Source organism: Mesorhizobium sp. M0296, assembly GCF_040321675.1.
GTDB lineage: Bacteria > Pseudomonadota > Alphaproteobacteria > Rhizobiales > Rhizobiaceae > Mesorhizobium.
In genome coordinates, this window is the sequence record NZ_JAMYRZ010000050.1 from 1 (window position 1) to 22,755 (window position 22,755).

17 protein-coding genes and 2 pseudogenes are annotated in these 22,755 nt (G+C 61.6%); 5 read left to right on the forward strand and 14 right to left on the reverse strand.

Translation table 11 applies throughout. From position 1 onward, the window contains the following. Positions 1-149 (forward strand): annotated as a pseudogene (locus tag NKI97_RS30915) (integrase); the annotation flags it as partial. Between the two features lie 134 nt (positions 150-283). On the opposite strand, the pseudogene NKI97_RS30920 reads toward NKI97_RS30915, so the two are convergent. The 10 genes and pseudogenes from NKI97_RS30920 to NKI97_RS30965 all read right to left on the reverse strand — a co-directional run bounded on the left by NKI97_RS30920 (position 284) and on the right by NKI97_RS30965 (position 9,904). Further along, positions 284-801, reverse strand: a pseudogene (locus tag NKI97_RS30920) (RES family NAD+ phosphorylase). Continuing rightward, positions 798-1,187: an antitoxin Xre/MbcA/ParS toxin-binding domain-containing protein gene (locus NKI97_RS30925; RefSeq protein WP_352748787.1), complete on the reverse strand. Its 390-nt coding sequence runs from the start codon at positions 1,185-1,187 to the stop codon at positions 798-800. The pseudogene NKI97_RS30920 and the gene NKI97_RS30925 overlap by 4 nt, the downstream one beginning before the upstream one ends. Positions 1,188-1,363: 176 nt before the next feature. After that, positions 1,364-2,569, reverse strand: coding sequence for a plasmid replication protein RepC (repC, locus tag NKI97_RS30930; protein ID WP_352748730.1), 1,206 nt, complete (start codon positions 2,567-2,569; stop codon positions 1,364-1,366). A 156-nt stretch (positions 2,570-2,725) separates the two neighbouring features. Next, complete coding sequence (repB, locus tag NKI97_RS30935) at positions 2,726-3,691, reverse strand: plasmid partitioning protein RepB (protein WP_352838131.1); 966 nt, start codon at positions 3,689-3,691, stop codon at positions 2,726-2,728. A gap of 77 nt (positions 3,692-3,768) precedes the next feature. Further along, positions 3,769-4,971, reverse strand: a complete 1,203-nt coding sequence (gene repA / locus NKI97_RS30940; protein WP_352450316.1) for a plasmid partitioning protein RepA — start codon at positions 4,969-4,971, stop codon at positions 3,769-3,771. A gap of 563 nt (positions 4,972-5,534) precedes the next feature. Further along, the gene (locus NKI97_RS30945) at positions 5,535-5,720 is read right to left on the reverse strand and encodes a hypothetical protein (protein ID WP_352838133.1); all 186 of its coding nucleotides are present in this window, start codon (positions 5,718-5,720) and stop codon (positions 5,535-5,537) included. 382 nt (positions 5,721-6,102) lie between these two features. After that, a complete protein-coding gene (locus tag NKI97_RS30950) occupies positions 6,103-6,810 on the reverse strand; it encodes a hypothetical protein (protein ID WP_352838134.1) in 708 nt (235 codons plus the stop codon). Then, positions 6,807-7,376, reverse strand: a complete 570-nt coding sequence (locus NKI97_RS30955; protein ID WP_352450313.1) for a hypothetical protein — start codon at positions 7,374-7,376, stop codon at positions 6,807-6,809. The genes NKI97_RS30950 and NKI97_RS30955 overlap by 4 nt, the downstream gene beginning before the upstream one ends. A 287-nt stretch (positions 7,377-7,663) precedes the next feature. Then, positions 7,664-7,897 (reverse strand): hypothetical protein, encoded by a 234-nt coding sequence (locus NKI97_RS30960; RefSeq protein ID WP_352749897.1) that lies wholly within the window; start codon positions 7,895-7,897, stop codon positions 7,664-7,666. A gap of 603 nt (positions 7,898-8,500) precedes the next feature. Then, a complete protein-coding gene (locus tag NKI97_RS30965) occupies positions 8,501-9,904 on the reverse strand; it encodes a recombinase family protein (RefSeq protein ID WP_352838136.1) in 1,404 nt (467 codons plus the stop codon). A 325-nt stretch (positions 9,905-10,229) separates the two neighbouring features. Here NKI97_RS30965 and NKI97_RS30970 point away from each other — a divergent pair, with 325 nt between their 5' ends. The 4 genes from NKI97_RS30970 (at position 10,230) to NKI97_RS30985 (ending at position 19,477) form a co-directional block, all read left to right on the forward strand. Further along, positions 10,230-11,516, forward strand: coding sequence for an ROK family protein (locus NKI97_RS30970; protein ID WP_352838138.1), 1,287 nt, complete (start codon positions 10,230-10,232; stop codon positions 11,514-11,516). Positions 11,517-11,723: 207 nt separating this feature from the next. Then, positions 11,724-12,899, forward strand: a complete 1,176-nt coding sequence (locus NKI97_RS30975) for an MFS transporter (protein ID WP_352838140.1) — start codon at positions 11,724-11,726, stop codon at positions 12,897-12,899. A gap of 122 nt (positions 12,900-13,021) precedes the next feature. Continuing rightward, complete coding sequence (gene cysK / locus NKI97_RS30980) at positions 13,022-14,515, forward strand: cysteine synthase A (RefSeq protein ID WP_352838142.1); 1,494 nt, start codon at positions 13,022-13,024, stop codon at positions 14,513-14,515. A gap of 243 nt (positions 14,516-14,758) precedes the next feature. After that, positions 14,759-19,477, forward strand: coding sequence for an alpha/beta fold hydrolase (locus NKI97_RS30985; RefSeq protein ID WP_352838144.1), 4,719 nt, complete (start codon positions 14,759-14,761; stop codon positions 19,475-19,477). Between the two features lie 361 nt (positions 19,478-19,838). Here the strand turns inward: NKI97_RS30985 and NKI97_RS30990 are convergent, their stop codons facing one another. From NKI97_RS30990 to NKI97_RS31005, 4 genes are all read right to left on the reverse strand, one after another. Then, complete coding sequence (locus NKI97_RS30990; protein ID WP_352749906.1) at positions 19,839-20,285, reverse strand: alpha/beta fold hydrolase; 447 nt, start codon at positions 20,283-20,285, stop codon at positions 19,839-19,841. A 22-nt stretch (positions 20,286-20,307) separates the two neighbouring features. After that, on the reverse strand, positions 20,308-20,553 hold the full coding sequence (locus tag NKI97_RS30995; RefSeq protein WP_352838146.1) for a DUF1127 domain-containing protein: 246 nt from the start codon (positions 20,551-20,553) through the stop codon (positions 20,308-20,310). A 109-nt stretch (positions 20,554-20,662) separates the two neighbouring features. Then, complete coding sequence (locus NKI97_RS31000) at positions 20,663-21,904, reverse strand: NAD(P)-binding domain-containing protein (protein WP_352838148.1); 1,242 nt, start codon at positions 21,902-21,904, stop codon at positions 20,663-20,665. Positions 21,905-21,992: 88 nt separating this feature from the next. Beyond that, positions 21,993-22,577 carry an OsmC family protein gene (locus tag NKI97_RS31005; RefSeq protein WP_352838150.1) on the reverse strand — a complete coding sequence of 195 codons (585 nt, stop codon included), beginning with the start codon at positions 22,575-22,577 and terminating at the stop codon, positions 21,993-21,995. Between the last annotated feature and the right edge of the window lie 178 nt (positions 22,578-22,755).

Below are 22,755 nucleotides of genomic sequence, written 5' to 3' on the forward strand. Positions count from 1 at the left end.
CACTGCGCGCCGGCCTCGCCTCGTCGGCCGAGGTCGACGAACGCTATGTGCAAAAACAGCTCGGCCATGCCTCCGCGGAGATGACCCGCCGCTATCAGCGCCGCAGAGATCGCTTCCGCATCAACCTGACCAAGGCGTCCGGCCTCTAAGGAGGCAAAGCCCCCTTCCCCTGCCGTTCTTGCCTCTCGGGATCCGCGCAGGACTTGCACCCTGACCAGGCATTTTCGCTAAATGAATTGGTCACTTCTGTCGTTCGGGACCGCCCCTGCCCATCCGGCCTGTTTCATCGCCAGGACAGCTGGTCTTTCGGCAGCCGACCGCTCGGATCGAACACGTTCACCTTGTGCGGAAGATCCGGGCCCCAGTCCCATAGCACCAGATTGCGGTCCTCCGTCTCCGCGCCCGGAGCGAAACTCGGCACCAGAATTCCAGCGATGCCTTGAGGCCGCAGCCGGTCATAGATGGACCAGGATTCAGGTCGCTCGCCGTTACTGAGTGCCGTGGCCCAGGCGCTGGCCATGTCCGCAAGCGTGACAGAAGATTCTCCCCTGCCCTGCTCGCTCGTCAGATCAGTGATGTCCTCGCAGTCCACCTCATAAGAGCACAGCACGCAGGGGTCGATGCGATGCGCGAAGCCCTGGTTGGCTTCCTTGACTGCCGTCATGACGGTCAGCGCCAGATAGAGCGCGGGCACACCTTTGGGATTGAACCGAGCACCCTGATCGCCGCTCCATCACCGGAACTCGGCTTGAATGCCAAACGTGGATCATGCGCCCTGTAGCAGGTTCCGACAAACCTCAAGCAAAGCCAACCAGGGCCATGTGATCGAGGTAGTCGCGAATAGCAGCTGCCTTGCCGTCCTTCACGAGGGCTTCGGCGGTGCGTCCACCGAATGCCGGCAGCGGCTGGGCTCGGTACCAGGCCATGGCCTGTTCCTTGCCTCCGGCCCATTCCGTCACGCGACTGATGATCTCGAGCATCTCGCGCAGACGGCCCTGCGTCTTGGCCGTGCGGCTGCGCTCCAGCCGATAGAGGGTTTCACGGGCAAGCCCGACCGTCTGAGCCAACTGACCCTTGGACATTCCAAAGCTGTCGGCCACCTGGCCAACAGCAATTTTCCCGGCCCGGTCCATATAGGACAAAACCAGGGGTTCATTCTGCCCGGATTTCTTGAGGGCCTGCCCCATCGAGTTCCTTGTCATATTAGCAGCCGCCTTCACTGTGCAAAGGGCGCTTTTCCACTGGTTCAAGCCCGCAGGCGCATGGCGTGCTTCTGATTTCATACGACCCGCTTGCCATCCGCCTCATCGACCGCGCGCGGACCACCAGCAACGGCAGCATTACGCACAAGAATTTTCAGCCCTTAGCCGGTCATTCTTGCCGTCGTGCCATTGGCCTTGAGTGCTGCCATCAGCATCGGTCCGACCGAGAACTGTCCTGCCCTCGCCTTTTCGGTCAGCACGCGTAGATAGCCCCCGGCCGAGTTGATATGCTGCGCCCTTTGCAGGATACAGGCAATCACGATCGCGGCGACCTCCTGGCCCATCACATGGCAAGCCTCCTCATACGCCGAGGGCGACACGCCAAGGTAGCCGCGCACCTGGGCGGCGGTAATCATCAAATCGCGCCAGCTTGCGATTCCGTGGGCGGCATAGTCGGCAAGTTCGGGGCAGGCCTTCAGCACAAGTCCTATCGGGAAGCCTTTCGGCTTCTCGGCGTAGGCCGTTCTTGGTTCGACCGTCGCCCTGCTTTGTTCTAAAGCTGGTTCAAATACAAAAGTGGAGTCTGTGTTTGAATCAGATTGCTGCCGCTCGTTTTGGGACTCATTGCCGCTAGGATTCGTGGAATTCATGAAGCTTTCCAGCATCATATCCACTTCGTCGTGCAGCAAGGAGAGCTCCGCAACAATCGCTTCCAGCTCCGACAGCCCTGCCCGCCGAGGAATAGCATCCACGATTGCTCTGAACCGCCTCCAAATGGTTCCCCAGTCGCCAGGAGCGCCCTCGTCGATCGCTGCTTCGACCAGCTTGTGAATGTCGCGCCGGTGGAGGGTGATCCGCTCCCGCGTCAATTTGAGCGCCCGGCTGTCGGCGCGGACCTGCTCGGCAGCCTGCTGAAACTCCGCGGCGCGTGCAAGCAGTGGCGCCAGCGAGAACCCGAACGCCTCCTCGACTGCGCCGCCCTTTGCCTTGCGAGCGAACCGTTTGCCGTTTGGACTGTCTCGGCGGATGATCAGTCCGCTATTGACCAGTTCGGCCAGGTTCCTGCGCAGCGTGGAATCGGCCATGCCGTGCGCCCGCAGTGACAGCTGCGCGTTCGAAGGATAGACCATCAGCCCGTTCTCTTCGCTGATCTGATCGTCCGGATAGAACGACAGCAGTCCGCTGAGGACGGCCAGGGCGCGATCTCCCACGCCTACGATCGTCTTGCCCTCGCACAGCCAGCGATACACCTGCCATTTCTCGACGGCGGCCCCTTCAGGAATCTTTCGTGATGCCGTGTTCGCTTGCACCAAGGCAAGCGTCATCGGCCGCCGCCCAAAGGGCGTCGTCGCATAACCACTCTCCATTTCCCTCGCCTTTCAATCAGACAAAAGAAAACTGCTCGTCGAAACGACGCCAACGACTCTTGACAGTGATTCGGGGAAATGCGATTCTCAGCTTGCTACAGACCTGAGAAGGGCTTCCGCGACGGTGACGTTCGGGGGCCTTTTTCTTTTGCGGTTTCAGTCTCCTGTTTTCTTTGCCGTTTCCGATGCCCTGAAAGCCTCGAAAAGCTCGTCGAGCTTCTCGGCGATGAATGCGCCGAAGGGCGATGCATCCTTTGACTTCAAGGAAAGCGTAAACACCTTTCCCGTGTCGGTGATCTTGGCTCGGACCGACTTGTCCTGGGGCACCCAGGCCTTTTCCTGAGGCTTCGATGCGGCTCGCGGCTGCTTCACCGGCGCATTCAAAAAGTCGAACAGACGAGCAAAACGAGCGTCACTGCCCGGTTCGGCGAAATCGGCACTTGTCACGTACTCTGCCGCCCGCTCGGCGGTCCCGGGATGCTCCATGAGCTTGGCAAGCTGCCACCAGCGGTCCCGGCCTATGCTCTTGGCGGAGCCGACGGCCACAATGACCTGCTCGGGAATATTGTTGGTCACGGAGCGCATTTTCGAGAAGGTCGTATCATCGAGCGCAAGGGCCGACTTCACGGTGTCCGGCGAATGGCCCCGCTTGAGAATGCGATCGGCAAAAAGCGTCCTTTCGATGAAGGACAGGTTGGCCCTGGCAGCATTCTCCTGGCCCTGCGCGATGACATGGTCCTCATCGCCGATCTTCTTGACGACTGCACGAACGGGCCTGCCCAGCTGGCGTGCGACCTTGACGCGCCTGTGGCCGAACACGGTCTGAAACCGGCCGGAACTATCCGGGTGGGGCCTGACCAGAATCGGAGAATCCTGCCCTCGCTCGCGAATCGCCGCCAGCAGCTCATGAAATGCTTCATCGTCATCGTCCATGCGGTCCGAGACGAATGAGGTGTCGACCAAGGCCGGATCGAGATCGACGACCGAACTCTTAGAGAGCTCCTCGAATGACTGCATGATCGACCGGGATGCCCCGCGAACCGCATAGCCCGAGACATCCCCGCTGTCGGCGACTGACGTCGCGGGGCCCATCACGCTGCCGAATACATCCTTGCGCGCCATTCAATCACTCCGATTCGCAGCTAGTCGGCTGATTTCACGAGCAAAATCCCCATTTTTTACTGCCGTAAAATGCGCCGTCATGACCGCCCCCATGCGCGATGGATGAGCGCGACAATCTCGGAATTCACCGCGTCCAGCGATTCGAGTGCCCGTTCGTAGGTCGAACGCGTAAAAGACGACTTTTCCACCTCGTAGAGCGTCTGTTTCGTCAGTCCTGCATCCGAGATTGCCGTCGACTTGAGCATGGGATTCTCAAGGATCTGGCCGGCAAGCATCGATTGCATGAAGCCGACCATCTGTGCCTGGGGAATGTCGGTGGGTTCGTAGCGCGTGATCAGATAGCGGAACCAATCCAGCTCGATCGCAGCACCGGCGGCCTTGATGGTCTTCAATATGCCGCCGAGCATCAGCAGGAACTGGCTCATCGACATCAGGTCGAGCATCTGGGGGTGGACGGTGATGAGAACCGACGTCGCCGCCGACATGGCGGTCAAGGTGAGATAGCCAAGTTGCGGCGGGCAATCGACCACGACGACATCATAGCGCTCGTCGACCTCGGACAAGGCCTTTGCAATCCTGGTGAAGAACTGGCGGCCAACGCTGGACGATTTGTCCTGCATGGCAAGCGGCGTGTCGTACTCATATTCCTGCAGCTCGAGGTTGGCCGGGATGATATCCAGGCCCGGAAAATTGGTAGGCACGATCACGTCGGATATCGGCTTGCGCTCGTCGTCGTACCGGATCGCCTCATACAAAGAGAGATTGCGATCGAGTTCCGGCTGGAAGCCATGCAGGGCCGAAAGTGACGCCTGCGGGTCGAGATCGATGGCAAGCACGCGGTGCCCGGTCAGCGCAAGGTGCTGGGCGAGGTGGGCAGCCGTTGTTGTCTTGCCGCTGCCGCCCTTGAAATTGACGACAGCAACCACCTGGAGCTTGTCTCCAGGCTTGCGGTGCGGGACGTATTTTTTTACCTCGGTCCTGCCATGCCGATCCAGAAAATGGCGCAGTTCAAGCATCTGTTCGGCGGTATAGGAACGGCGTCCGGAAGGTATTTGCTCGGGCAGGGGGCCCTTGCCCTCCAGATGGAGGCGCTTGAGATTGTTCTGCGAGACCCCGAGGTAGTGGGCCACTTCCGCCAGCGAAAAAGGGCGAAGTGTCTTTGTTGCATTTGGCGGAAACTTCTCCATGCGGAGCTGGTTAAGCCGCCGCGATATCTCTGCGCCTTGCTCGAGGATCTTGTCATCGAACTCGAAGCGTGGCAGCCGCATGGAGATGTTCATTTCTATCGAAACCTGAATTGGCGCTTTTTGTGAGCAATTCACTCAACAAGCGCCATTAAGCTCCGATTCGGCCGGCTCCGGCAAGAAGTTTTGGGTTAACAAAAGGTTAACGTCACTGACCGGCTTTTCTTGCTGCCAGCTGCTCTTGCCATCACGAAGGCAGCTGCTCAGTTTTTTGATCGCGGTACTGTCTTGCTATCCAAGCTAACGGCATGTTTTCTCTGTCATAAGGATCATATTTTACCGCAGTAAATCGGGCACACTCAGAGGCGGGATGCAAGTGCCGGCGGGCAGGGCAGGGCAGGGCAGGGCAGGGCACCGGATCCGATGGCACGTGGCCGGTTGGGTTCGTTGTCGGTTAGGGTAAGCTGCTCAACGCCAGACTGACTCTTTCAGCTCGAGGAGCGGACCGGCTTGGGGGCGAGGCCGATATCGGAATAGCCGACTACAATGAAGACCGTGAGGGGAGACCGTTGACGGAGTGGGTGAAGCCCTCCTCAAGGCCGAGGTTAAGCCCGATCAACATCTGGAAGCATACTTTCCGGAACGAGACAGCCTCGAGTTCATGCGGAGAACGCTCCCCGGTCCATAGCGGCAAAGCTCGCTCTCAACACCGTGGCGCACTGGACTTGGAGCACCTGCGTCAGCATGGCAGCAGCGGCGTCGTCGAGTTCGCCGCGCCTTCCGGCGAAAGCACCGACACGCCGGTGCCACGGCAGTTCGGTGTCGTCCTCCTCATCGCTCAACATACCACGCCACCGGTCCTGCTCCCGGGCAGAAGTGCGAAGCCCAGTTGCAAACTGAGTGAATGTAAACGCCGGGCCGTCAGAAGGACACCGCGACCGGATCGGCGAGGGCCGCCACGGCGTCGGGCAACGCGTTCACATCCGCAGCCCACAGGCCGCAAACCTCAAGCTGCGCATCAGGACCGTTTTCGTCCTTAGTCAACGGCCCCGAAGCAGCGCATCAGCCGGCGCTTTAAGGCCGCTACGAGCAGCTGGCTCGAGGCACCAGAATCGCTGCCAGTACGAATCATAGGGCGGAGCCAGCGCGTGTACCGACACGACCATGGTCGCGGTTGTCCGGAGTTCTTGTGTCTTGCTTGGTGTCCAGTCGACTTCGAAGACCAGGTCAGCCACCGCTGGCATATTCGGTTATCGCGATGAATCGCTGGCGCACAATCTCGACCCGGCCTTGCGGCCCTCTGATATTGCCTTCCAGAAAGTCGTCGAAATCTGGGGCTGCAAGCATGTCTTTGATCTGGTCGCCGACATAGGTACGGACCTCGTCTTCCGCGCCTCCCAGCTCAGCAACCAACTCTTCTCGACCGTCGACGATCAAGAGTATGTCCTCGGCATCCCGGCTAGAAAGCAGATCCTTTCCACCTCTGCCAAGGTATGCCTCCAGCTTCGTCGCGACGAAGAGTGCCGGTGTCAGGCGACGGATGATGAGCTTATCGTCCAACGGACAATCGACCGCCGTCTCAATACCCGCTTCATACCAACGATTGCTGAATCCGAGGATTTTGGGATCGTCCGGCATGAAGTCGACTTTGAGCCGGCCAAGATGCATTCGGCAAATGACACTGTCGTTGGGTGACTCCGAGAAACCCCGCTCTCGAAGCCGTTCCAGGAGCTGCGCCCATTCCGAAAAGCCGGCCAGATCGACAATTAGGTCGACGTCGTCAGTCGCCCTGACATCCTCGAGCGTGATGGCATCGGTGATGAAAAGGGCGGTCGTACATCCGCCGACGAATACAAGACGCTTGCGCAGGTCATCGCCTAGAGCTTCCGCGACAGCCCTTAGCATTGCTAGTAGCTGGCCTTGGATGCTGGTCATTTCTGCGCGAGCCTTTCCGCAAGACGCTCCGCCGCGAGGCCAGCCTCGCGCTGGTTTCCGAGTCTTATTGCGTCCGCAAGGGCAAGATACTCGTACAGCCGATCATCCCTTTGAACGGCTTCAGGAACGCTTTTAAACATCGGCGTCACCGATTGTCCCATGTCGCGGCCGCTGGCATAGGGCCACACATAGATGTAGCTGCCAGCGCTTATTAGCACGTTCTTTAGGATGGGCGCCGCAAAAGCGGTCGGGATTCCGCGCTGCATTGCTCCGGGCTTCGCTGGAAAAACGAACTTCAACCCGTGCACGATGAAATTCTGCAGGTTCCTGCGGCTCGGCTTCGCTCTGCCCGTATCTCTATCCCTGGCCGCGATACCGGAGGCAAGACTTCGATTGATGGATGCATTGACCTCCGTCTTGCTTATGCCAAGAGAAGACTCCAGATTGCGGACCGAGTATGGATCCTGGCCCTGCGCTTCTGAGCGCAGAGTTTCGACACCTTTTTCTTTCTCCTGCTCCTGAAGGCTGATGAGCTTGAGCAGGACGACGATGTCCTGGCTTTTCATTTGATTCCGATCCGCTGTCCGTTGTCCGAGGACCACGGACACCTACACGGGGAGTGCGGTTCTGTCAAAGAGTAATCAAGAATCCTTGCAGCTTACGTGGCCCAATAAGAATTCGACCGCATTCAGAATAGAGCAGTCCGCGTTTTAATTTAAGGCGATCCCGCTGCGCTGATCCGTCTTGAATTTCGGCGCCTTCATCGAAAAACATTGCAGTTCCGCCTACTGTTTTTCCCGAAAAAAATATCGAGTTCTGGCAACGTTGCGGAATGCATTATTGCGAAGTGAAGCTAATCCCCGTCGAGCGCGCGGCGCAGCAATTCGACCAGGCGTTCGATCGCTTGGGTGTGAGCAGAGCCGGTCGGCCGCCGTGCGAAAAAATCATCAACGCTGATCCAGTTGGTCGCGTCGGTGCTCGTCCCCGGTGCCACACATTCAATATAAAGATGCAATTCGTCTGGTTCAAAGACAACCATCCAGTTTCCGCTGTGGTCCCCCGCAAGTCGGTAGGTCAGTGTGCTCATGGCAGGCAACTCCTCACCGCCAGCTTGCCTATCCGCCCTGAGATTTCTATCCTCAGAAATCGGTATTGACGCCTCAGGCGAAATCTGCCGCCACGCTCCGCAAGAAGGCGAGCGTCAACGCGGTCGCCATGTTGTCTCGCGGCCGCGCCTGGCTCTCGCAGACATATCGCAATGCGCCATCAGGTGTGCGGCGCACCTTGCATTGATTCTCGGGTTCTCCATGCAAGGCCTCTCCACAGGGCAGACGACCGCGCAGGAACGCTTCACCATCTTCCTGGCATTTGGTGAACCGGACGGCTCTTCGACGCTAGGAGCAGGCAAATATCGCAATCCAGGTAAGGTTCCCAGCTATGGCCCGCTCGACCCCGCCACGATCTCAGCATACCGCTCCCTGGGATCTCCCCAATCCGTCTATGTTCAGATGTTATGGCGCTTCGGTTTGATCCGTTCAGAGCGCATGGGAGAGGTGCGGGCCTGTAGGGCAGGAGCTGGCACCGTCCGTTCCGCCGCCCTAGTCGAGATCAGGTGGGAGCGGCGGGACGGCTGCGTGAGGAACAGAGTCGGGGCTCCTCATTGAAGAGCCGCAGCTTCGGTCTGTTCGTATCATGCGCCTTTTTCGCCCTGAGCATTTGAGACGTCGCGTCGCAGCCTTTCCGGGCCGCTGGGCCGTATACGCGCTACCGCGCTCAGCTTTAGCTCCGACTCCAGTCCTGGAAAGCCAGCCAGCGTATAGGCCGCGGCCATCGAGCCAAACCGCTTTTTGAACACACGAGATATGGGCAGATCGGAGTCCGCATTAATCAGCGACAATGTGAGGTGCCCGTGAGCGGCGCGCAGCCGCCGAAATCCGTCTAGAAGCTCTTCGTCCGAGTACTTTCGCAGAGCTCCCCGCCGATCCGGTACGTAGCCGACCGCCGCATAGACCGCCTTCAAGCTGCCGAAAAGCCGGACATAGCACTGTCCCGACGCAGTATACGGACAAGCATTGATCACGGTGAGGCTGAGTCGTTTCTTCTCTTTCAATAGCCGCTTCAGGTTTTTGAGCATTTCGAGCTTTGTATAGGTGTACCCGCGCTTTCCCCTTGCGAGTTGCGCCCTCTCGAATATTTGAACCGTTACAATCGGCTCCATGACCCGGATTCGGACCCATTTATCGGGAGTGTTTGGCTTGGATTGGCTACTCATACTGTGCGACGTTCGGTTGTAGACATAGTAGCCTATCATCAACTCGCTTTTGAGGAGGGATGCGACGCGCCCGGTCGTCCACACATCGCCGTATGTGGAGGGCACTCCTTCCTTGTTCAGACGAACCGATATGCCGGCCATGCTCTGCCCTTCAGCAACAAACATGTTGAAGATGCGCCTAACAAGCTCGATTTCGTTTGGCGGGCCGGGCACAAGGAGAACGCGGTCGCCAGCGAGCCCTTTCTGTTCTCCAGGGCCGAGAAGGTAACGGGGCTCCCCAGCTTTATCCAGCAACAGTCGCCTGACGCCGTAGGGCACAGGTCCGCCCTGGCTGAATCCGAGACGAGCCTGCTGCAGGTGCGCTCTGGAGACCTTTGCGGATAGCTCGCGGCTGTACTCGCTTGCCATCACCCGTTTCATATTCTTGAGGATTGCAGAGACCATGCTGCCGTCGTTCTCGAATTGTTCGCCGCAATATTCCACCGCGACGCCTGCGTCACGACAGAGAAACTCGTAATGAGCGGACTGATCCGTATCCGGAAAGCGGCCCCAGCGGCTGACGTCAAGAACGAGGATTGCCGAGAAAGTCTTTTGGCCAGTCATGACATCGGCCAGTAACTGCTTCAGTCCGTCGCGACCTCTTATGCTCAGGCCGCTTTTCCCAGCATCTTCGTAGGTTTGGACGATAGTGTATCCGCGCCGCTCCGCGTACTCTGTAATGGCCATCGCCTGGTTCTCCAGCGAATAGCGTTGATGTTCAGTGGACATACGAATGTACTGCGCCGCACGGATAGGGGGCGCTGTCTGCAACTCGAAAGCCATGGGGTCTCCTTGGGCTTGAACAACCCCAGAGACACGAAATGTCTTTCAGAACTCTGTCGCATTCTGTGAATTCCCATTCGGCGGCCACGAAATTGGGAGCGCAGATCTCCTAGCAAACGGATGATTGGACAGCGCAACGACCGGAAAAGGGATGCGGTGAGGTGCGGGCGCCCAAGGGGTTTTGGCAGCAGAATCAAGGGGCAGCTTTTCCCCGCACTCGCGCAAGTCCTTGCCTTCCTGGCAATGCACGAGTTTGTTCCCTGCTCGCACAAAGGGCTCGAAACCGGTAAGGTCCTGGGTTAGAAGAGCTGGCAGGATGCCCCGTATGAAAAATCCGACGATGGACGATACCGACGATGGGCGCCCGAATGGCGGACGCAGCGCTTTGTTCACGCCGCCCGGCGATGCGTCCGGCGCGGAGCGGGTTTCGCGCCGGCGCAAGGCGCTGCTGTCCTCCTCGATGGTCGGCTCGACCAATCGCGGCCGTGTGCTGCAGGCCCTGTTCGATCTTGGGCCGACGAGCAGGGCTGAACTAGCCCGCCTGGCCGGGGTCAACCGCACCACCATTTCCGGAATCGTGCAGCCGCTGATCGACGATCAGGTGCTGGTCGAGAGCGACCCGGTTCCTCCCAGTCCGGGCGGCGGCAAGCCGGCCCGGCCGCTGTGGTTCTCGCCCAATGCCCGTCCGATCTGCGGTGTGCTGCTGATGCCGGATGCCGTGCATGCATGCGTGGCGACGCTCGACGGCAAGATCGAATCGGAACGCAAGATGGCCCTGCCGGACGGCAGGGGGCCGGTCCGGCCAATCATCGAGGCGATCGCCGAATGCGTCGGCGACACTCTCTCCAGGGCGCGGCGCATGCCTCTCGGGATCGGTGTTGGCGTCGGCGGCATGGTTGACACCGATCGCGGGTCGATCGTCGCTGTCAATCTCGCGCCGGCGCTCGACCGCTACCCGCTCGCCGACGATCTCGGGCGACGCTTCGGCCTGCCGGTCAAACTCGACCATCATCCGCGCGCCTTGCTGGTCGGCGACCGCTGGTTCGGCGCCGGGCGCGGCGTCAGGCAATTCGCGGTCGTCTACACGGGCGAGGTGCTGGGCGGCGCACTCTATTTCGACGGGCACCTCTATCGTGGCACGGCAGGCGCAGGCGGCGAACTCGGACACACTTTCGTGCAGCTCGACGGCGAGCCCTGCCGCTGTGGCAGGCGCGGCTGCTGGGACACCATTGCCACCTTGAGCTGGCTCCGGCGCGAGGCCGCCCGCGCGGCTCTGCCCGAGCCAGACCTGATCGACTCGGCCCGCCTCGTCGACATGGCGGCGCGGCGGCTGCCGGGAGCGGCTGAGCTGCTCGACCGCTATGCCCGCAACGTCGCCGTAGGCATCGCCAATCTGCAGCAGACGGTGGCGCCCAACATTTTCATCATGCATGGCGATGTCGTGCTGGGCGGCGATCGCCTGCTGGGCGCAATCGCGGAGCATGTGCGCAGCATGGTTCCGACACGACCGGGCGGCGCCATCGAATTCATTGCCGGCGATGCAGGCGACCGGGCCGCCCTCGTTGGCGCAGCCGGTCTGGTGATTTCCGAGCTGCTGCAGCTTCCGATCTAGTACCGCCGTTTTCACGGCCCGCGTTGGAGCTTTCCACGCTGACGCACACGCCTGCTTCCATACCGCTGGCCGATGACAGCCTCGAAGAGGTCGTTCGAGGGCAGGAACATGTCGAATCGTCAATCATTACCAACTGGAGGCAGGGAGGTTCCCGACAGCGCAAGACGGCTACGCGGCCTGTTGGCTGCGGCCGGCGCCACGACCGCCATGGCTTTCGGATTTGGCAGCCTGGCGCTCACATCCGTCTTCATCAGACCGCTTGAGGCGGAGTTTGGCTGGTCGCGAGCCGATATAAGCCTTGCCTACACGCTATCGAGCGTCGGCATGGCCCTGGGCGGGCTGTTCTGGGGCCGGCTTGCGGACCGTTTGAATATCAGAACACTGCTATTCATCGGCTCGGCCGGCATGGTGATCGCGCTCGCCCCGCTTTCCTTCGCCACTTCGCTCTGGCAGATCTATGCGGCCAACTTCGCTTTGGGCGGGCTAGGTTTTGCCTGTCTGTACGCGCCGGTACTTGGCGTAACCGGACTCTGGTTCGACCGCCGGCGCGGCCTGGCGATAGGGATCGTCACAGCAGGCGGAGCCCTTGGTCAGGGCATACTGCCCTACGCCGCAAATGCATTGATCGACGGTGTCGGCTGGCGCCTCGCATACGCGATCATAGCTGTGGCGACGACGGCTGCGCTGGCGATCTTCATGCCGGCGGTTCAGGCGCCGCCCGTAGATCGGATCCTTGCCGCACCGGTGCGTTTTTCAGCGACGCCAGGCTTCCAAGGTGGCCATCTTTCCCCGGTGACGCTGCTATCTGCCGCAGCCTTCCTTTGCTGCGCCTGCATGGGCGTCCCGCTGATGCACCTCACGAGTTTCGTCACGGCCGTGTGCGGGTCTTCGGATGTCGGATCGCTTAGCGTGTTGATCGCCATGCTGTTCGGCGCCATCGGGCGGATCGCATTCGGGCTCCTCGCCGACCGGGCAGGCAACCTTTCTGCCTACGCCCTGGCGTCGTTTATTCAGACTGCATGCGTTGCGATTTTTCCCGCGCTGGGCCAGCAAGTGAGCCTGCTGGTGCTGTCGGCGGTTTTCGGCGTCGGCTTTGCCGGGAACATGACATGCCTGATCCTCTGCGTGCACCAGTTTGCGCCAGCCGAACGCTTTGGTCAGTCACTCGGCATCGTCATGCTGATCGCCTGGGTGGGCATGGGCGTGGCCGGCTATTTCGGCGGGTTCGTCTATGACAGCTTCGGCAGCTATGGGCCCGCTTTCCTGGTGGCATCTGTCGCAGGCGCGGCCAATCTCGTGGTTCTGGGCGTATTGGCGGCATCATCCGGCGCGAGAGCGCAGTTCCCATGCGGCCGCCTTGCGGATCCTGCGATAAGCCGCTGATTCAAACGTCGAAACTCCGCTTAATTCCACGTTGGTTCGAACGCTGCAAACCACGGCCTTCCTGCCAACCTCAGAGATCGAAGAGGGCGGAGCACCGTCATCACCAGGCAAGGACAGCTGAGATGAGCAGTATCTACGACAGCATTCTCGACACGATCGGCGACACGCCGGTCGTCCGCCTTTCCCGCATCAACAATGGTGCCGCTTCGCTCCATGCCAAGATCGAGGCGTTCAATCCTGGCGGCTCGGTCAAGGATCGTCTTGCCGCCGCGATCATCGAAGAAGCGGAGAGTTCCGGTGCACTTCGGCCTGGCCAGACGGTGATCGAGGCGACGAGCGGCAACACGGGCATCGGACTTGCCATGGTTTGCGCGCGGAAAGGCTATCCTCTCGTCATCGTCATGCCGGAGAACGCCAGCCTCGAACGCCGCAAGCTGATACGTTTCTTCGGTGCCAAGGTCGTGTTGACCCCTGCCGTCGAGCGCGGCAGCGGCATGCTCGCCAAGGCGGTCGAGCTGGCCGGAGCGCACGGCTGGTTCCTCTGCCGGCAATTCGAGACGCCCGTCAACGCCGATGTCCATGCCCGCACGACAGCGCTCGAAATCATCGCGGCATTCCAGGACCGTCCACTCGACTACTGGGTCACCGGCACCGGGACCGGCGGAACACTTGCCGGTGTGGCGCGAGTGCTCAAGCGCGAGCGGCCGGAAACGCGGATCATAGTCTGCGAGCCCGACAATTCGGCGCTGCTGTCGAGTGGCATTCCTCAAACTTTCGATGAACAGGGGCTGCCGACTCGGGCGCATACTCGGTTCCGGCCACACCCGATGCAGGGGTGGAGCCCTGATTTCATTCCGCAGATCGTCGGCAAGGCGATGGCTGACGATCTTGTGGACGAGATCATACCCGTTTCAGGCGCCAGCGCTCTGGAAACCGCGCGCCGGCTTGCGACGGAAGAAGGAATACTGGCGGGCATCTCCGGCGGAGCAACTTTGAGCGGGGCACTGGAAATTGCTCGACGCGTCGGCCCGGACCGGAACGTGCTCTGTATGTTGCCTGATACGGGTGAGCGGTATCTCAGCACGATCCTGTTCGATCACATCAGCGAGGACATGTCGCCCGCCGAAGAGGCGATCTCTCGCTCCACACCCGGCTACCGCTTCGACCGGCCGCCGTCCTTCGCCCTTTCATCGGCACCCGTAAACGAAATCCAAATCGATCAGTCGGCGCATGCGATGGTCGACAAGGCGATCCATGATCCGGAGCGTCCGGTGGTCATGTTCGCGCTGACATGGTGCGAATTCTGCTGGACGGTAAGAAAGCTCTTCGACCGTGCCGGAATCGCCTACAGGTCCATCGAAATCGATACTCCGGAATTCCAGAAGAACGGCCTGGACGGGGAAATCCGCAAGGCCCTGAGGGCCCGGATCGGTTCGCCTACAATTCCGCAGGTCTTTGTCGGCGGCGAGCATATCGGTGGCTGCATGGATACGCTTGCGGCCTGGCGGGACGGCACGCTCGCCGCCCGGCTGGAGTTTGTCGGCGCAAACTACACGCCCGGCGCATGCGCAAATCCCGAGAGCCTGCTGCCTCGATGGGTGCGCGCGGCAGCGTGAGATCCCGCCTCCGGGTCTTTTCAGAGTGCCGTCGCCACCATCAAGCGAGCGGAACGGGCGTGATCCCGTTCCGGCTCGGCTTTCATCTGTACTTGTCCGTGTCGGCCTTGTCGGCCTTCCCACCAAGAGAAGAGCAAATCAGCGCAGGCGGAAACCTCGCGCTCCGGAAACGAACGCTTTCGGCAGCGGCACGGACTTGATACAATCCATCGCTAATTTAGCAGGCGCACTAGGATCAACAAAGTGTCGCTCGAAATTCGCGTTCTCGGAGATCTGACCGTCCTTCGCCTTGGCGAGGTCGTTTCCTTGCCGCCTTCGAAAAAGACGCGGGCGCTGCTGGCCTATCTTGCGCTCGTCGAGCGCCCGCAGCGGCGCGAGCGCCTTTGCGAGATGTTCTGGGAGGTACCGGACGATCCTCGCGGCGCCCTGCGCTGGAGTCTCTCGAAGATCCGACAGGTCGTCGACCTCGGGGACGGCGAGATCCTGCAAGCCGACCGCAACGCAGTTCGCCTGAACACCAGCGAAATCGTGCTGGACATCGCGCCGCTCCGCGGCCTTGGCACTCGCGACATAGAGGCTCTCGAACGGGAAAAGCTGGAAGCCCTCGCCGGAGCGTTTCGCGGACGTTTCCTGGATGACCTCTCACTGCCGCGCTGTCCGGAATTCGAAGCCTGGCGCATTGCGACCGCCGACGAACTGCACGTGACGCATCTGCGCATCCTTCGGGTGCTAGTCGACCGGCTGGCGGATGAGCCGGCGCGGGCGCTTCCGTACGCCCATGTCCTGCACGGGCTGGAGCCCGGAGACGAGGCTCTTCGAGCAGACATCCGTCGGCTGAGCGAGGCAGCACGGCAATCCGCCATGGTCCAGAGCCGCGCCTCGAGAACGGACACGGAGGTCGCTCCCGCCGGTGAGAGCGTCACTCCGACGCGTGTTTTGCCTGCGTCGGAGATACAGCTTGCCTCTCCGCCGGAGCGAACCCTGGCGCAGGAGATTCGCCGGTGCACGACGCCCGACGGCGCGCGCTTGGCCTATTCCTTGAGTGGTCAAGGCCCCCCTTTGGTAAGGGCCGCCCACTGGATGTCCCATCTCGAGCTCGAATGGGACAGTCCGGTATGGAAGCATTGGATCGAGGGCCTGTCCGCGCACTACCAGCTGATACGCTACGACCAGCGCGGGAACGGCCTATCGGATCGGCATCCCGCCGACCTATCCTTCGAGGCCATGGTCGCCGACCTGGAGAGCATCATCGATGCGGCCGGTCTGCGCCGCGTTTCCCTGCTTGGCATTTCCCAGGGATGCGCCGTTTCGATAGCCTATGCCGTCCGGCATCCTGAGCGCGTGGCCGGGATGGTGCTGTATGGCGGATTTACCAAAGGCTGGCGCAAACGGGGCAATCAGCGCGAAATAGCCCGCCGCGAAGCGATGGGAGCGCTGATACAGGAAGGCTGGGGCCAAGACGACCCGGTGTTCCGGCAGATGTTCACCTCTCTCTTCATCCCGCAAGCAACGCCGGAACAGAGGAATTGGTACAACGAGCTGCAACGCAATACCGTCTCGCCCGAGATTGCCCATCGCATCTTCGAGGAAGGCGCCGTCATCGACGTGGACGAGCTGTTACCGCGGGTCCGCGTTCCGACCCTGGTGATGCATGCCACGAGGGACGCAGTCATTCCGTTCGATCATGGCCAGGCGATGGCTGGGAAAATCCCCGGCGCGCGTTTCGTCGCGCTCGACAGCGTCAACCACGTGCTGCTTGGCCATGAACCGGCATTCGCGACCTTCGTGGAAGAAACGCGTCGTTTCCTCGCCGACCCCGAACAGACGCAGCAACTGGCAGGCCCTCCGGCGTCCTTGGGAATCAACCGCTCTCGGCAGTACATAACAGTGCTGGCCGCGGAAGTGATCAGTCCCGTGCATCTCCTCGAAACGGCGGATCCGGAAGTAGCAATTCGCGAATTCCAGCCCGTCGAGGATCGGGTGATAGAAGTCGTGGAAAGCCACGGCGGCGTCGTCACGTCGGCTGCTGACGGGACAATCACCGCAGCATTCGGCCTCGCTCGCGCCACCGAGGATCACGCTTATCTTGCGTGCCGCGCCGCGCTTGCGGCCAAGCTGGCAGTGGAGGAGCTTTCCCAGGGCGGGATCCAGTTGAGGGCCGCAATAGACACCGGCGAGGTGATCGTACGGCAGCAATGGACGACCGAAGCCAGTAAGGTTGAACTGGCCGGAGCCGCGCCGCGTGCAGCCAACCGGCTGATGCGTGCCTTGCACCGTGCGACGATCGCCGCGACAGGCCGAGCGCGCGCAGCCGCGGGGGGCTATGTGCAGATGCACCGCTTGGCGCATTCGGAGCATCCGCACCTTGGCCGCGACGAACGCATTTACGAGCTGTTGGGCGAAAATTACGCGCTGTCGCGCTGGCACCTGAGGGCCAACCGTGGCCTCACCGGACTGGTGGCGCGCGAGCTCGAGCTCAAAATCCTTCTTTCAACCTGGCGCAGGGTCAGGGAGGGCCACGGCCAGGTCGTCGGGATCGTCGCCGACCCCGGCATGGGCAAGTCGAGGCTTGCCCATGAATTTCTCTCCCTCGACGAGGTGGCTGGTTTTACTGTGCTTGAATGCGGCGGTCTGGAGTTTGATTCATCAGTTACTCTGGGTGCTGTAAAGAAGCTGCTGCTCTCGGCTTGTGGCATTCGTGGCGAAGACGGCCTGGCGGAAGCCCAGCGCCTGTTTGCCTTCAAACGGGCTGAACTGGACCTGGATCCGAGTCATACGGCGCCGCTTTCCTTCCTCGCGGACCTGCCGGTCGACGATTCTTCTTGGTGGCATCTCGATGCGCGGGAGCGGACCTCACGGGTATCCGAGGCGATGAGCGCATTTCTCGTTGCCTTGAGCCGGGCCGCGCCCGTAGCCGTGCTTATCGAGGATCTGCACTGGATCGATGCCGAGAGCGAGGCCGTAATGAACAGGCTGGTCGAGGTCATGGGCGCCAACCGTATCATGCTGCTCGCCACCTACAGGCCGCAGTACCGGCACGAATGGAACCGCCGCGGCTATTTCCAGCAGATAAGGTTGGAGCGGTTCGCGCGGGACGAAATGGAGCAGTTCCTCACCGAATTGCTGGGATTCGATCCCAGTTTGGGGGAACTGCGGAAATCACTTGCCGAGCGGGCCGAGGGCACGCCGCTATTCCTGGAAGAAATGGTGCGCGGACTGGTGGCGGACGGCGTCCTTGCCGGCCAGTCGGGCCGCTACGAGCTCACGAGACCGGTGGAATCCATCACCATCCCGTCGACGGTTCAATCGCTCATCGCCGCACGCATCCAGCAGCTGGGTGACTCGGAAAGGCAGGCACTCCAACTCGCTTCGGTTATCGGCAAGAATGTTCCGTATCCGCTGCTGCGGGCGCTCTCGCCGCTCTCGGAGGCGGAGCTGGAGGTATGCCTGGCCAAACTGCAGACTTTGGAATTCCTGTTCGAGGTCCAGAGCTATCCTCACGTGGAATATACGTTCAAGCACGCGCTGACGCTGAAGGTGACCTACGAATCCCTCCTGGCAGAGGACCGAAAAAGGCTGCATCGGGCTGCATTGGTTGCGATGGAAAGACTCTATGCCGGATCGCTGAACCACCACATCGAGCAACTGGCCGAACACGCGCTTCGTGCCGAGGCATGGGAACCTGCCGCGGATTATCTGCTGCAAGCGGCGGGTCGGGCCGAGGAACGCTCGGCCTATTCCGCCGCGGTCCAGTTCCTCGAAAGCGCCCGCAAAGCGGTCGCCGCGTTGCCCCGAAATCCGAAAACCCTCGCCCAGGCGATCAACCTGCGGGTGCGGATGCGGCCCGCCTACGGCGCCCTCGGTGCCTATCGGAAGGTGCTGCCGCAGCTGTTGGAAGCGCGCGAACTGGCCATGGAACTGGGCGATCCGCAACTCATTTCCGACGTGTTGCTCCACTTGAGCTATCTCAACAGCTCCCACGGCCGCTACGAGGAGGCGCTGGAACCGGCCGATACACTCAAGCGCGGCGCGACGGCAAACGGCGTGCAGCGCTGCATAAGCGAGTCGGATCTGGCCGCCTCACAGGCGCTTCTGATCCGCAGCGAGGCGCGGCAGGTGCTGGAGCGGCTTGTTCCGCATGAGGAGAGATTCACCAAAGCTTGGCGTCTTGAGCGTTTCGGACAGCTCGGTGCTCGTGCGGTTTGGTACCTGGGGCACCGCGCGCAGGCGGAAGCGCGCCTTGGCCGGTTCGACGATGCGGAGCGCTCGCTTGGCGAGTTGCAGAAGGTCGCCGCCGAAGTGGCGCGCCCGATCGACAGCTGCGCGGCCGCCTATTTCACCGGTGTGGTGGGCGTCCTGCGCGGGCCCGAGCCGACGCTTGTCGAGGCGCTGCAATTGTGGTCCTCCGAAGCCGCGACCAGCGGATCTATCCTACTCCGGCCATGGCTGTTGACGGTGCTCGGGTATGCGGAATTCCTGCTAGGCCGCAACCACGACGCGGGCGCCACCTTGGAGATGGCGGTGACCGAGTCTGAGCGGCTCGATCTTGCCCAGTTCGAATGTCACGCGCGCGCTGTACTCGCATGCGTGCGTGCGCGCCTCTGTGAGCCGGAAGCCGCGGCCAATCTCGGCCATGCGCTCGAGCTTGCACGGGGACGCCGCGATCCGTGGAGCGAGATCGTCGCACTGCGCGGCCTTGCCGAGCTGAAAACTTCCAGATCGGCCATTAGTTGGCTCGAACAGGCCTGCAGCCTTGCCAGGCGGGTTGAACTACGGCCGGAGCTTGCCCGCTCCTTGCTAGCTCTCGGGCTTGCGAAGCGGCGCGGCAAGATCGCTGGCGCGGATGCCACTCTCGCGGAAGCGGCCAAGCTCTACACAGAAATGCAGATGCGGGAGGATTTCTTCGAAACGGAGGATCCGGCCGGAAATATCGTGCGCGATCGCATAGCCGCCACGGTGTGACTCCTCCGCATCCACGCAGTTGCCTCGAAGGTTTACGCTGCCTGTAGGGCAGGCAAGTTGCGGTCACGCAGCTCGCGCATGGGTCAGCAGCGCCGGGAACAATCGCCCAATCGCGGCCGGAATGCGGAAACCAGCTCACGGATGATGAGCCGAGTCGGAGCCGGTGCAACTTCGCCGCACAACACCAAGACCCGAAAGCCAAATCGGGCATATTCCCGAGCCGGCATGGACGTGTGGAAGTCGAGCCTGCTCCGCAGAAACTGTACGAGTGCAGTCTGAAGTTTGGCTCATCGCGTCGAAGGTGCCGGCTCCGCTCCAGTGGTCGATGAAACGAGTTGTCCGGAGAGATGGCTACCGCCGATCAAGCCGTCGTGTATCGCGCGTGTATCGCGCTGCGACCGCCGGCATTCGCCGAGCACCTCGTGGCCCTCAGAGTCCAGCTTACGCTGCCGGCGAAAGGCAACGGTTCATAAAGGGAGAGGCCGGCCAGCCGGTCTTGACGCATCGCCGCTGTATGCAGGGCCAATCCACCGCCATAGGAATGGCCAACAAGATGCACTCCGTCACGGTGGTCGATCATCTCCAGGACCCCGGCGGCTTCGTCGGCCAGATGGAAAGCGCCGGCGATAGTCCAGGTGCCGCCGCCCGGCGCCCCGATCAAGTCGGGGGCGATGAAGCGGTAGCTGTCATCGAGCCGCTCCGCCAAGTTGCGCCATTGCCGTCCGTTGCCGCCGGAGCAGTGCAGGGCAATGACCAGCGGTGCGTGGCACGCCTTATGCGAGACGTGGAACGCCGATGCGGCAGTCATTGAGCCTCTCCCTCCTCTCGCCTCAAAAACGCGAGCGGCGGCTGGGATCACGCCCGGCAAACCAAGTGATCGAGTTGATCTCGAAGCGGGTGATGCCGACGTCGCGCAGGAGGTAGTCCGGCAGCTCATTAAGCTGTCGACGGTCCCGCTGGATGCGAATGAAACGCCAGACTGCGGCCAGCATCGTTCCGCCGGCCCAGCGCAAACCTCGCGTTGTGGTGAGGGACAGGGAAGGGTTCATCATTGTACTCATTTTGATTTTCTCCATGGTTGCGGGCGCTGACTACGGCGCCAGTGGAGCCCTTGTCGTGGTCGGGCGTGAGCGTCAGCGTTGAAGTCAACGTCGATTTTTGCCGCGCCAACGTTGTATTCGACGGTCAGGCCGCGGCTCGGCGGGAGGCGTCGAGAAACATTGCCATGTGAGCCGCCAAAGCCTCGGCATCGCGGCCGACGCCATCGAGGAAGCTGGAGCTTCGATGGCGCATGAAATTGAGGCCGAGCACGTAAAGTCCCGGATACGAGCAGATGCCGCCATCGTTCAGGATTTCGCCCCGGGTGTCGAACACATCCAACTTCAGCCATGGGTATTCGCGGCGATAGCCGGTGGCCCATATGATGGTCTCGATACCCTCGTCGATGAGGTCGATTTCGGTCGGTTCGGCGCTCAGGATCAGGCTCGGAATGGAACCGGGATCGATCGAGTCACGACCCTCGGCGACGGCCGCGCGGTCTATGTTGGCCAGTACGCGCCTCCGTGTGCGTTCCGCCGCCGCGGTCGTGTCGGCGAGATCGCCATTGAACCGAATGCGTGTATCGCAGGCGGCAATGGCTCGACCGACAAGACGAACGCCTTGCTCCTGAAGGCCGGCGAGATCGAGCGACCTGCGCTCGGGTGTCCCTATGAGCTGCAGCGAGGGCTGCCGCCGTGCCGCGGCGAGATCCGAGACTTCGGCGACGGGCTTGACAAGCGCTCCCAGCCGGTCGAGCCACCACAGGATGTCATGCCCGCGATATAGCCTAGGCAGGCGTGTATGGCTGCCGACCGACAGGGTTACCGGGCGCCCGGAGCGATGGATCTCCTCCGCAAGTTGTATTCCCGTCGCCGAGGCTCCGGCCACGAGAACGCCGCCCTGAACCAGCTGCCGAGGATTGCGATAGTCTCGCGGCACGATCTGCCTGATACGGGAGGAGATGTGCTTTGCGATTGATGGAATTCGGGGCCGGTCGCTGTTTCCGGTCGCGACCACGACCGCACGCACGCTCCATTGGCCACGATCGGTCAGCAGCCGGAAGCCTCCCTCGATCTTTTCGACCGAAAGCACCTCCACACCGTCCTCTACGGGCGCGGTGATCGAGCACGCGTAATCCTCCAGGAACCCGACGGTCTCGGCCATTGTCATGAAGCCATCGGGATCGGCCCCGCGATAGCCGCCGCCGGGCAGGCGCGTCATCCAGTTGGGCGTCAGCAGGCGGAGGGAATCCCACCGTTCGCTGCGCCAGCGCTCCGCGATCCGGCCGCGCTCCAGAATGACGTGGTAGATTCCGCGCTCGGACAGGCACCGGCTCATGGCGAGACCCGCCTGTCCGGCGCCGATAATGGCTACGTCTGTACGCTGCATGGATTCGCGCCTTGTAAGCAGGGGCAACAGATCGCCGGCGCCATCCTTTTCAGGACGAGGCCGGCGATATTGCTCTTGCGGACCGAAGTCAGCCTTTGACGGCAACCGAGACCGGCACGCCGTTGGTCAGCACGTCGAACACGGCGGAACGGGTGCGCGACTGCATCACGATTTCCTCGAGCTTCTCAGCGGGAGCATCGCCCTTGATCTTGAAGGAGATACGGATTCCTTGGTAGCCGTTGCGGACCTCATTCGAGATGCCGAGGATGCCGCGAAGGTCGATGTCGCCTTCGACGGTCGATTCCACCTCATGCAGCGTCACCCCGCGCACGGCCGCGATGTTCGCGATGCCGGCCGTGAGGCATGAAGCAAGCGCGTGCAGAAGATATTCGACCGGCGTCGGGCCGTTGTCAGTGCCGCATAGGACGGCTGGATGGTCGCTGTCAGCCCGGTAGGCCGTCTTGTGAGACTGCTCGGTGCCGGCGCCGAAGAAGTTGGCCATCGTGCTGCTGCTGTGCGTGCCGGCAATCCAGCGGCTTTTGGCACGGAACTGGAACTTGGCAAGCTCGGGCTGCCCCGCGACGGCGTTGATGGTGGCCAGAAGGGTGGGCGTGTCGACGCCGTTCCTTGGCTCCCGCGGCGCCTTCTTAACGGCAGACTTTTCCATGACCATTGTATCGTCGTGCATGTCATTCACTCCTGGGTTCGGATGTTGCGCGACCGGGATCGTCCCGGACGGCTAACCCTCGGGCGGCAGCGTTTGACGTGCAGTGGGAACGACAGTGGGAAAACGAGAGGTTTTTTGCGTCAGCCAACGGTGAGCCGCGCTGGTCTGCAGTCAGCAAAACGAC

Coding starts and splice junctions, on each gene's coding strand:
- repC (WP_352748730.1), bottom strand. CDS start 2,569: ATGGAGAGTGGTTATGCGACGACGCCCTTTGGGCGGCGGCCGATGACG.
- cysK (WP_352838142.1), top strand. CDS start 13,022: ATGAGCAGTATCTACGACAGCATTCTCGACACGATCGGCGACACGCCG.
- NKI97_RS30975 (WP_352838140.1), top strand. CDS start 11,724: ATGGCTTTCGGATTTGGCAGCCTGGCGCTCACATCCGTCTTCATCAGA.
- NKI97_RS30945 (WP_352838133.1), bottom strand. CDS start 5,720: ATGTTGAGCGATGAGGAGGACGACACCGAACTGCCGTGGCACCGGCGT.
- NKI97_RS31005 (WP_352838150.1), bottom strand. CDS start 22,577: ATGGTCATGGAAAAGTCTGCCGTTAAGAAGGCGCCGCGGGAGCCAAGG.
- NKI97_RS30950 (WP_352838134.1), bottom strand. CDS start 6,810: ATGACCAGCATCCAAGGCCAGCTACTAGCAATGCTAAGGGCTGTCGCG.
- NKI97_RS30995 (WP_352838146.1), bottom strand. CDS start 20,553: ATGGAGAAAATCAAAATGAGTACAATGATGAACCCTTCCCTGTCCCTC.
- NKI97_RS30960 (WP_352749897.1), bottom strand. CDS start 7,897: ATGAGCACACTGACCTACCGACTTGCGGGGGACCACAGCGGAAACTGG.
- NKI97_RS31000 (WP_352838148.1), bottom strand. CDS start 21,904: ATGCAGCGTACAGACGTAGCCATTATCGGCGCCGGACAGGCGGGTCTC.
- repB (WP_352838131.1), bottom strand. CDS start 3,691: ATGGCGCGCAAGGATGTATTCGGCAGCGTGATGGGCCCCGCGACGTCA.
- NKI97_RS30990 (WP_352749906.1), bottom strand. CDS start 20,285: ATGACTGCCGCATCGGCGTTCCACGTCTCGCATAAGGCGTGCCACGCA.
- NKI97_RS30925 (WP_352748787.1), bottom strand. CDS start 1,187: ATGGGGCAGGCCCTCAAGAAATCCGGGCAGAATGAACCCCTGGTTTTG.
- repA (WP_352450316.1), bottom strand. CDS start 4,971: ATGAACATCTCCATGCGGCTGCCACGCTTCGAGTTCGATGACAAGATC.
- NKI97_RS30965 (WP_352838136.1), bottom strand. CDS start 9,904: ATGGCTTTCGAGTTGCAGACAGCGCCCCCTATCCGTGCGGCGCAGTAC.
- NKI97_RS30955 (WP_352450313.1), bottom strand. CDS start 7,376: ATGAAAAGCCAGGACATCGTCGTCCTGCTCAAGCTCATCAGCCTTCAG.
- NKI97_RS30970 (WP_352838138.1), top strand. CDS start 10,230: ATGAAAAATCCGACGATGGACGATACCGACGATGGGCGCCCGAATGGC.